Below are 8,757 nucleotides of genomic sequence, written 5' to 3' on the forward strand. Positions count from 1 at the left end.
CCCCCCCTTCGCTGTCGCGCAAGCTCGTGCTCTTCACTCGGTTCATCCCCCTGTGCGTCATTTCCACCGCGGGAATGCAAGCAGCGGGCAACCAGACAGAGTCCAGCATCGTCCAGTGCAGGGTCCACGCACCGGCCGTCGGCCGGAGCTTGCGAAGGCCTTGAGTACTGCCACCCGAGCCCCTCGGGCATCTAGCTCGTTGAGGCCTTCCGGATTGGTACGAATTGGTTCTGCCGACTGGAATGATCCGTTGTTCTGGACGATGCGCCCCTATCCGCCCAGCTACCGCTGGTGAGCATTCTCGAGAACATCGCAGCGAGCGCATTGGAAGCCAGGGCCTCCGGTGGCGCAACAGGGTCGGCAGCCCAATTCAATAGCGAGATCTAGAGGGTCGAACCAATGCAGTGAGCCAGCAAGCCCCAAGCGGCCCTTGAAGACAGGCCGAATCCCACACACCACCGGTAATCGCCGGCAATGCCGGGCGAATACGTGCCGGACGCCCACGGCCGAAGCGGATGGCCGCCGAGCTCCGTTGCAACCAGCCGTTCGTCTAACTTGAATCACGACGCGAAGAAACCCTTGGTCCAGTTCATTATCTTGAACTGGACCAAGGGTTTCTTTGGATGGCTAATTAATTGACCATGCTGGAGTCCCATTCGCTGGAACGAGCAGAATCGATGGTCGCTTGGCCCAGCACGCGGCTGTCCTGGTAGACGACCATGGTCTGGCCCGGCGCGACTCCACGCATGCTTTCGGGAAGGTTGACAACCAACTCGTCGCGGCCTTCTTCCGAGCGCTCCATGTGGGCTACCGCGGCGACCGGATCGCCGTGCGCGCGCACCTGCACCATGCAGTCGAACTTGTCTCCGCTGAAAACTTCAGCGATCGGCAGGCCAGCCCAGGAAATGCGGATGCCGCGCAGCTGGTCCACAGCCAGCAGGGCCTCTGGACCGACGATGACCTTGTTGTCCTTCGGACGGATTTCCAAGACGAAGCGCGGTTTGCCGTCGGCGGCCGGACGACCCAGTCGAAGACCCTTGCGCTGGCCAACCGTGAAGGCTTGGGCGCCTTCGTGCTCACCGAGCTGGTTGCCCTCGTGGTCAACGATCTCGCCTGGTTTCATCTCGATGCGTTCAGCCAGCCAACCGCGGGTATCGCCATCGGGAATGAAGCAGATGTCATAGCTATCTGGCTTGTTCGCCACGGTCAGTCCGCGCGCTGCGGCTTCGGCGCGAACTTCCGCCTTGGAGGGAGTCTCGGCTAGCGGGAACATGCAGTGTTCCAGCTGTTCGTGGGTCAGCACGCCCAAAACGTAGGACTGGTCCTTGGCCCAGTCTGCGGCTCGGTGCAGCTCCGGGTTGCCCTCGGAATCGCGCAGCACCTTGGCGTAGTGCCCGGTGCATACCGCGTCGAAGCCCAGGGCCAATGCCTTTTCCAGCAAGGCAGCGAACTTGATCTTCTCATTGCATCGCATGCAGGGATTCGGGGTGCGGCCAGCTTCGTATTCATCCACGAAGTCCTGCACCACGTCTTCTGCGAAGCGGTCCGAGAAGTCCCAGACGTAGTATGGGATGCCCAGCTTGTCGCAGGCACGCCATGCATCATTGGAGTCTTCCAAGGTGCAGCAACCGCGCGAACCGGTGCGAAGGGTCCCCGGCATGCGAGACAGGGCCAGGTGCACGCCGACCACATCATGGCCGGCTTCAACTGCGCGGGCCGCGGCTACCGCCGAGTCCACGCCTCCGGACATCGCTGCTAGTACTTTCATCGTGTAAAACCTGTTCCTGCCGTGTGGATGCTGCTTTCATCGGCTGCCATGCCAGCCTTCTTTGCCTGAGCATACGCTTGGGGCAAAGCCTCTAACAATGCGTCAACGTCGGCGCGTGTGGATGTATGCCCCAATGTGAAGCGTTGCACACTGCGCGAGGTGCGCGCATCGCGTCCCATAGCCAGCAAAACATGCGAAGGCTGCGGAACACCAGCGGTGCACGCCGAACCGGTGGATGATGCGATGCCAACCATGTCCAAGCCGAATAGCAAGGAGTCCCCCTCGCATTCCGGGAAGGTGAAGTGCAGATTGCCCGGGAGGCGCTGGCCCTCATTGCCTTGGTCCCGTGGTCCGTTCAGCACCGCTTCCGGAATCAAGCCGGTGATCTTCTCAATCGCATATTCACGCAGTTCGCTCAGCCGCGCAGCTTCCTGCCGCAATCCAGAACGCACCGCGGTAGCCGCGGCGGCAAAGCCGGCCGCGTGGGCAGCATTCAAAGTCCCCGATCGCAGCTTGCGTTCGTGTCCACCGCCGTGCTGGACCGGGGTGAGCACAATATCGCGGCGAACCAGTAGCCCGCCGATGCCTACCGGGCCACCGATCTTATGCGCGCTAATCGCCATGGTGGCCAGATTCGAGGAGCCGAAGTCGACCGCGAGCGCACCAAAGGCCTGCACCGCATCCGAATGCACCGGGACCCCGTACTTGCCAGCTAGGGCAGCAAATTCACGGATCGGCTGAACGGTGCCGACTTCATTGTTGGCCCACATCAAGGTGGCCAAAGCGATCTGCTCGTGCTGCTCTTCAAATAGCTTTTCGGCCGCCTGCAGATCAACGACACCGTCTTCATCCACGGCGAGCCACAGCAAGGTGGCATTCTCATGGTCCTGCAGCCAGGTAGCCGTATCCAGGACCGCGTGGTGCTCAATGCCGGTGAGCACGATGGCACGCGCCTGCTCATTGGCCGCCACGCGGTTCCAGAACAGTCCCTTCAGCGCCAAGTTATCCGATTCAGTCCCACCAGATGTGAAGATCAATTCGCTGGAGTGCGCCCCGGCGGCCATGGCGATAGCTTGTCGGGCATCATCCACCGCACGGTTGGCGCGACGTCCGGCCCCATGCAAAGAAGACGGGTTTCCGGTGCGGGAATACTGTTCGGTGATGGCAGCCAGAGCTGCTGGATTCAGATCGGTGGTTGCCGCGTGATCCAGGTATACGGCGGAAGTTTTCATAACACTTCAATGGTACGGGGTGGGGCGCCCTAGTTTGAATGGCCGATCCGTGTGAATTGGCCAACCTCAATGGCCTCCAGCGCCGGATTGTTCAAGACCGCCTCAATCAATGAAGCAGGACCACCCAGGATGGTGCAATCATCAAACGGTTCTGTCGACAGCATCCAGGAATGGTCCGCCGCAAACGCCAGCGCCGGGCGTTGGCGTTGGGCGCCGTCGGCAGTGCTGGCCCATTCGGGCTGCGCCAGGAACTCCGCGTCCGCTTCGAACAGGTGGTAGTTCCGGTATCCGCCACCCAGGTCGAACGGTTCTGCCTGGATGATCTCGGGACCAAAGGCAGGTTTCTGCGCCTCGGCGAGCGCCAACTCGTACACCCGCTGGTTCTCGTCATCGCTCAATGCAGGATCCGGCTCGCGCTCAATCTGTATGCGTTCCCCGCCCGCGATAAATGCGTAACCGGCCCACAAGCCCACCACGAACTTCTGGTCTTTGGCAGAAACCCGGACCATTTCGGCGGCTAGTGCTTGCCATTGCGATTCCGGGAGCTGGTCCAGCGGCAGGTCGGTATCTACCCAGGCGTCTTCGGTCGCAGGATTGCCTTGCGCGTCCAGTCCGGCCACGGTTTCAAAAAGATCCGCGGCGGTGATGATGTGCTTGCGGCTCTGTGCCACCGTCTCCCAGCGCACCAACTGGTCATCTTCATCCAGTGCTGGGTGAAGGATGCGGACGTAGCGTTCGTAGCCATGCGGGATCTGGGCTACTACCGTGCTGGGGTCGGCTGATGCACAAGCTGCGGCGATCCATTGCCCGTGGGCTGCGGAGAGGTGTGAAAACTGCATGGTCCAAGCCTAGCGAGAGCAGCGGGCGGATTCCTCCTCCGAACCGTGGTCGGTGGTATGAATAGAGGAACAACTGATGACGTATCGATTCCAGCTAAGGGAGCCTTCCTGCATGTTCAAGCCTGATTTCTTGGTTCCAGTCCATGATTTCTCCCAGCGCTCCCTGGATTTCTCACAGCGGATCGCGGTGATGGCAGTGATCAACCGCACTCCGGATTCTTTCTACGATGCCGGGTCGACCTTTGGCTTGGATGATGCTGTGGCCGCTGCCATGCGTGCGGTCGAGGCAGGTGCTGACTGGGTGGATATCGGCGGAGTCCCCTTCTCTCCGGGCCCGGAGCTCCCGTGGCAGGAGGAAGCAGAGCGAATTGTGCCGGTTATCCATCAAGTGCGTAGCCGCAGTTCGGTGATTATTTCTGCAGACACTTTCCATCCACAGGTGGCGCAGGCTGCCATTGATGCCGGCGCTGATGTCATCAATGACACCACAGGCTTTTCCTATCCCGGTTTGGCCCGGGTGGTAGCCAAGAACAACGTGCATGTGGTGATCACCCATTCGCTAGCCAAGCCCCGCACCGTTTACCCGCGCCCTAGCTACGACGATGTGGTGGCCGAGATCCGCCAGTATCTGCTGGAGAAAATCCAGATTGCGTTGGACGCTGGTGTTTCTCCGGCAAAGATCATTGTTGATCCAGGGCACGACCTGAACAAGAACACCCGCCACACTCTGGATTTGACCGCTGGGTTCCAGGCCTTTGCCGAATTGGGCTATCCGGCCTTGGCAGCGGTCTCGAACAAGGACTTCATCGGTGAAACCTTGAACTTGCCGAAGGCTGAGCGCATGGTTGGTTCTATGGTGGCAGCAACGATCTGTGCCATGAACGGTGCCCGCATATTGCGGATGCACAATATTCCTGAATCGGTGCAGACAGTACGCCTGATCGAAGCAGCTCAAGGGTGGCGGGAGCCTGCCTACCAGATACATAACATGGGGGATGTCAATCCTCCTGCTCACCCAGAACCCGAAGTCAGCAAGTAAGGAGTTTCCCAGGTGCGTGCCCTGCTTCCCCAACCAGCAGATCAGGTTGATGACCAGTTCCTGCTTGAGCGCTATTCCAGCGAGCATCGCCCATTCGTACGTTTCAACTTCGTCAGCAGCATCGACGGAAGTGCCCAGGTTGATGGGCTCTCCAAAGCATTGGGCTCTCCTGGCGATCAGAGGGTTTTCGCACTCTTGCGCCGGCTTGCCGACGTGATCATGGTGGGTGCTGGAACGGTTCGTGCCGAGGGCTACGAAGGCCAGCTCCTGTCCGCGGAGGACATGGCGTGGCGTATCGAGCATGGCCTGCCGCCACAACCCGTGCTGGCGCTCATTTCACGAGGATTGCATCTGGAGCCAACGGCCCCGGTGTTTGCCCAATCCCCGGTTCCGGTTCTGCTTTTCACCAGCGTCCAGGTCACTGACGAACAGCGTCGGTCATACGGACCCAATGCCACTCTCGTGCAGGTTTCCGAAACCGAGGGCGGGTGTGATCCGACCGAAATCATCGCTTATCTGCATTCCAAGGGATATGGCTTCATCCATGCTGAAGGTGGTCCTCACGTTTTTGGACAGTTCGCCTCGGCTGGCGCGGTGGATTCGGTTTGCATCAGCTACTCCCCTGTCCTTGTGGCAGGTGATGGCATGAGAATAGCGGTTCACAATCGGCAGGCGTTCCACGCCTTCGAGCTGCATTCCTTGTTTGAAGAGGACAGCATGCTCTTCTGCGACTATCGACTTAGGAAATCAGCTGGATCCCCGCGGGAATAACAGCTAGCTCAAAGGGCCCGGCCCCCATGCATTCCCCGTCAGCATAGCTGTGCCGAGATGTCTCGATGCGGGCCCGCGTGAGGTTTGCGCTGACCTTCCATGGATGCGGCGCTCCGGTGAGGATCCTTGCCAGATACGGTAGGACCCGCAGAATATTTGGTCCGCGTACGATAGCCAATTCCGCGGTACCGTCGGTGAAATCAGCATGCGGGAAGAGCTTGATGCCGCCACCAAGGGACTTGATATTAGCGACGCTGGCGGCCAGGACGCTTCCACTGAATCGCAGTCCGTCGGCCCTCACCTCGCTGGGGCATCCGCGCAGCTGGGGAAGGCACAGGATCAAGCCGGCGATATACCGCAGTGCTCCCAGCTGCCGCGGCAACGCGTTGGCTTTCGCGTTGACGGTGGCTTCAAATCCCCAGGACACGGCACCCAGTGCATAGCGCGGTGTTCTGCCGGCTTGGTCAAACCGCAGCTCCAGCACGTCAATGGGCATAGTTGCTCCCGGCAGCTTGCAAAACGCAATCACCTTGGCCAAGGATTCTTCTGCATTCGCGTCCCCTGTCATGCGCCAGAAGTCGTTGCCGCTGCCTGCGGGGATGACACCGATGGGAATCGAAGTTCCCGCAACGTGCTGGATGCAGTGGTGGATCAGCCCATCACCGCCAATGATGACGATCGCCCGCGAGGCTCTGAGCTGGTCCCCCACCAGTTCCACGCTCGTCTCTGAAGTATCAACTAGCCCATGTTCCAGCCCGAGCTTGCCAAGCGCGTGGGCAAGCTGCTGGGCAAGGCGCATCCCCCGGCCTCGGCCTGAGGCGGGGTGGAAGATGATGCGGATTTCTGCGGTGCGACCAAACGAGCTCATGACCATAGAGATTACCCAGCAACTTGACGCTTCTACAAAGAATTTGCTGGGTTGGATTCGCTAAACTGGGGAACACTGGCCATCCGGTCTTTTTCACCGAGAGGATTCCTCCGTTCAATGAGTACACCAAGCCCATACGAAATTCTTGGTGTCGCGCCTACTGCGAGCATGGAAGATATCAAGGTCGCTTACCGAAGGGCCGCTCGCGCGACCCATCCCGATCTCGGTGGCAGCGAAGAAAAGTTCAAAGAAGTACAGCGCGCTTTCCAGCAGCTCAGCGAGATGGCGTCTCCGCTGGGTTATGAGCAGACCTTCCAGTCTCCGGGCAACGCTCCACGCGCCGGGTTCAGCGCCCGTCCTTTTGACGAGCGCCTGCGCAAGAGCCCTCAGCAGCCCAAGGCGCAGTTGCCCACCGAATATATTCCACCGTTCTCGGATACGTCTCCTACATTGCTGGACAGAAAAGTCTGTGAGCAGCGCGTTCATGGAGAACCCCGAAAACGCGGTCTGTTCTCCAACCGTGCACGGCTGATCCGCGAGGCGCAGACCATCAACCTGCTTTCCAAGAACGTCCTGAATATCTTGCCAGCTGCCCGTTTGGTCAACGGCCTGCGTTCGCCCGCGTCGGGGCACTACGATCATGTGCTGATTGCCGGTTACCGCATGGCGGTGATCAATACGATGACTCTGCCCGATGGCTACTATTCATTTGATGGCAATGTCTTGCGCCACGGCAATAAGCTGACGCAGCCTCCGCAGTTCTCCATCTCCGGTTTGCAACGGCAATTCATGCAGATGAACGTAGTTGCGTTCACCTTGGTGCTTTCTGCCAACGGCAATCACCACGAACCGGTCATTGAGTACCGGCGCAATGCCGATCCAACACTTGCATCGACTCCGAATGTGCTCAATGCAGCGGGATTGATTCGCGAGTTGAAACTCTTCTTGGGCTCTGGCCCATCGCCGAATGTCGTCGATCGCCTAGCCCTGGCGCAGTTACGTGAAGCGATGTACTAAGGTCAATGGCCTATTTCTTGTTGGTGAGAGCTTAAACTGGTTGAGTGTTTCGTATCGTTTTCAATGCCCCAGAGATCCCGGGTAATTCCGGCAACGCTATCCGACTAGCCGCCATCACCGGCGCAGAACTGCATTTGGTCAAGCCATTAGGCTTCAACTTCGAGGATGCCAACCTGCGTCGCGCAGGATTGGACTACCACGATCTGGCTTACGTCACGGTGCATGAAAATCTTGACGCAGCCTTTGAAGCACTGGGAGAAGGCCGGGTCTTTGCCTTCACATCCGAAGGAACTACTGTCTATTCGGATATCAGCTACGAGGCCAGCGACATCCTGCTCTTCGGCCGTGAATCGGTTGGCTTGAGCGCAGAAGACAAGAAGCATCCGCGCATCAACGACCTGGTCCGCTTGCCGATGCTTCCAGGCCGCCGATCGATGAATCTGGCCAATACTGCTTCGGTGGTTGCCTTCGAAGCTTGGCGCCAGCACGGCTTCGCTGGCGCATAAAGTACCAGCCAGCCCGCGCCACGCATACAGCTTTACCTAATCTTTATAAAGTAGGCTCGAGTCTGTACCCGCAGTTTTCGGGTATTGAACTGTGCCGACTACATTTCGGGAGAATCCAAGACAATGAACGGTAGCCATTCTCAGCACCGCGACGAGCCCCAGGACGAGAACCTGGGTCTAGATCTGGTGAGCCAAGTGGCCAGCAGTTCACGTGCAGCCAAGAAAAAGCCTAAGCGCTGGATCTTCGCTGTCACGGGACTTGCCATCATCGTTGTCCTAGCGGTGGTCATTTTCTCCCTGCTCAATGGAGGCACCAAGGCGTCCAAAGCATCCAAGGCCGATGATGCAGTCACGGAGACCGTCGAATTGAAGAGCGGCGGCCAAGCGGTGCTCAGCTCGTCGAAGTCCGAAAGCGCTGTGGGTGTCGAGCTCTCCGAGCTGCCTGCCCTGGACGGTTCGGAACAGTACGTTGCATGGGCCGTGCATGAGTCCGGCAGCGTCTCCGTGATCGTTTCCAGCACCGGTGAAGATGCCGCGGCTGGGCTGTCTCCAGCTGAAGACGTGATTGCCCTCCACATCACCATTGAGGGATCCAAGATCCCTGACGCTCCATCTGAAGATGCTGAAGCATCGGTCGACCTGCCACTGGCTCAAGACAAGGCAACGGAAGACGAGAGCTAGCAGCTCACCTCTGGCCAGCCAAAAAGTTCGGGGGGG

At 59.2% G+C, this 8,757-nt stretch carries 9 protein-coding genes; 5 read left to right on the top strand and 4 right to left on the bottom strand.

Annotation, left to right across the window (positions count from 1 at the left end; translation table 11 throughout):
- Positions 1 to 631: 631 nt before the first annotated feature.
- Genes mnmA through ACNPN0_RS11645 form a run of 3 tightly spaced genes read right to left on the bottom strand, consistent with a single transcriptional unit; the run spans position 632 to position 3,839 of the window.
- On the bottom strand, positions 632 to 1,768 hold the full coding sequence (gene mnmA, locus ACNPN0_RS11635) for a tRNA 2-thiouridine(34) synthase MnmA (RefSeq protein ID WP_400342184.1): 1,137 nt from the start codon (positions 1,766 to 1,768) through the stop codon (positions 632 to 634).
- A complete protein-coding gene (locus ACNPN0_RS11640) occupies positions 1,765 to 3,000 on the bottom strand; it encodes a cysteine desulfurase family protein (protein WP_105656832.1) in 1,236 nt (411 codons plus the stop codon). Before ACNPN0_RS11640 ends, mnmA begins: the two co-directional genes overlap by 4 nt.
- 29 nt (positions 3,001 to 3,029) lie before the next feature.
- Positions 3,030 to 3,839: a hypothetical protein gene (locus ACNPN0_RS11645; RefSeq protein ID WP_332498155.1), complete on the bottom strand. Its 810-nt coding sequence runs from the start codon at positions 3,837 to 3,839 to the stop codon at positions 3,030 to 3,032.
- Between the two features lie 112 nt (positions 3,840 to 3,951).
- Between ACNPN0_RS11645 and folP the strand changes: the two genes are divergently transcribed.
- Together folP and ACNPN0_RS11655 are read left to right on the top strand one after the other, a co-directional pair.
- Complete coding sequence (gene folP / locus ACNPN0_RS11650) at positions 3,952 to 4,878, top strand: dihydropteroate synthase (protein WP_400342183.1); 927 nt, start codon at positions 3,952 to 3,954, stop codon at positions 4,876 to 4,878.
- A gap of 12 nt (positions 4,879 to 4,890) precedes the next feature.
- Positions 4,891 to 5,649 (top strand): pyrimidine reductase family protein, encoded by a 759-nt coding sequence (locus tag ACNPN0_RS11655; protein ID WP_400342182.1) that lies wholly within the window; start codon positions 4,891 to 4,893, stop codon positions 5,647 to 5,649.
- On the opposite strand, the gene ACNPN0_RS11660 is transcribed toward ACNPN0_RS11655, so the two are convergent.
- Complete coding sequence (locus ACNPN0_RS11660) at positions 5,618 to 6,517, bottom strand: diacylglycerol/lipid kinase family protein (RefSeq protein ID WP_400342181.1); 900 nt, start codon at positions 6,515 to 6,517, stop codon at positions 5,618 to 5,620. The genes ACNPN0_RS11655 and ACNPN0_RS11660 overlap by 32 nt on opposite strands.
- Positions 6,518 to 6,568: 51 nt before the next feature.
- Here ACNPN0_RS11660 and ACNPN0_RS11665 point away from each other — a divergent pair, with 51 nt between their 5' ends.
- From ACNPN0_RS11665 to ACNPN0_RS11675, 3 genes are all read left to right on the top strand, one after another.
- A complete protein-coding gene (locus ACNPN0_RS11665) occupies positions 6,569 to 7,534 on the top strand; it encodes a J domain-containing protein (RefSeq protein ID WP_448938911.1) in 966 nt (321 codons plus the stop codon).
- A gap of 44 nt (positions 7,535 to 7,578) precedes the next feature.
- Entirely contained in the window at positions 7,579 to 8,040 is a 462-nt protein-coding gene (locus ACNPN0_RS11670) for a tRNA (cytidine(34)-2'-O)-methyltransferase (RefSeq protein WP_105656838.1), read from the top strand.
- Positions 8,041 to 8,163: 123 nt separating this feature from the next.
- Positions 8,164 to 8,721: an anti-sigma factor domain-containing protein gene (locus ACNPN0_RS11675; protein WP_105656839.1), complete on the top strand. Its 558-nt coding sequence runs from the start codon at positions 8,164 to 8,166 to the stop codon at positions 8,719 to 8,721.
- Positions 8,722 to 8,757 lie beyond the last annotated feature (36 nt).

The sequence above is a fragment of the Glutamicibacter sp. AGC84 genome, assembly GCF_053543575.1.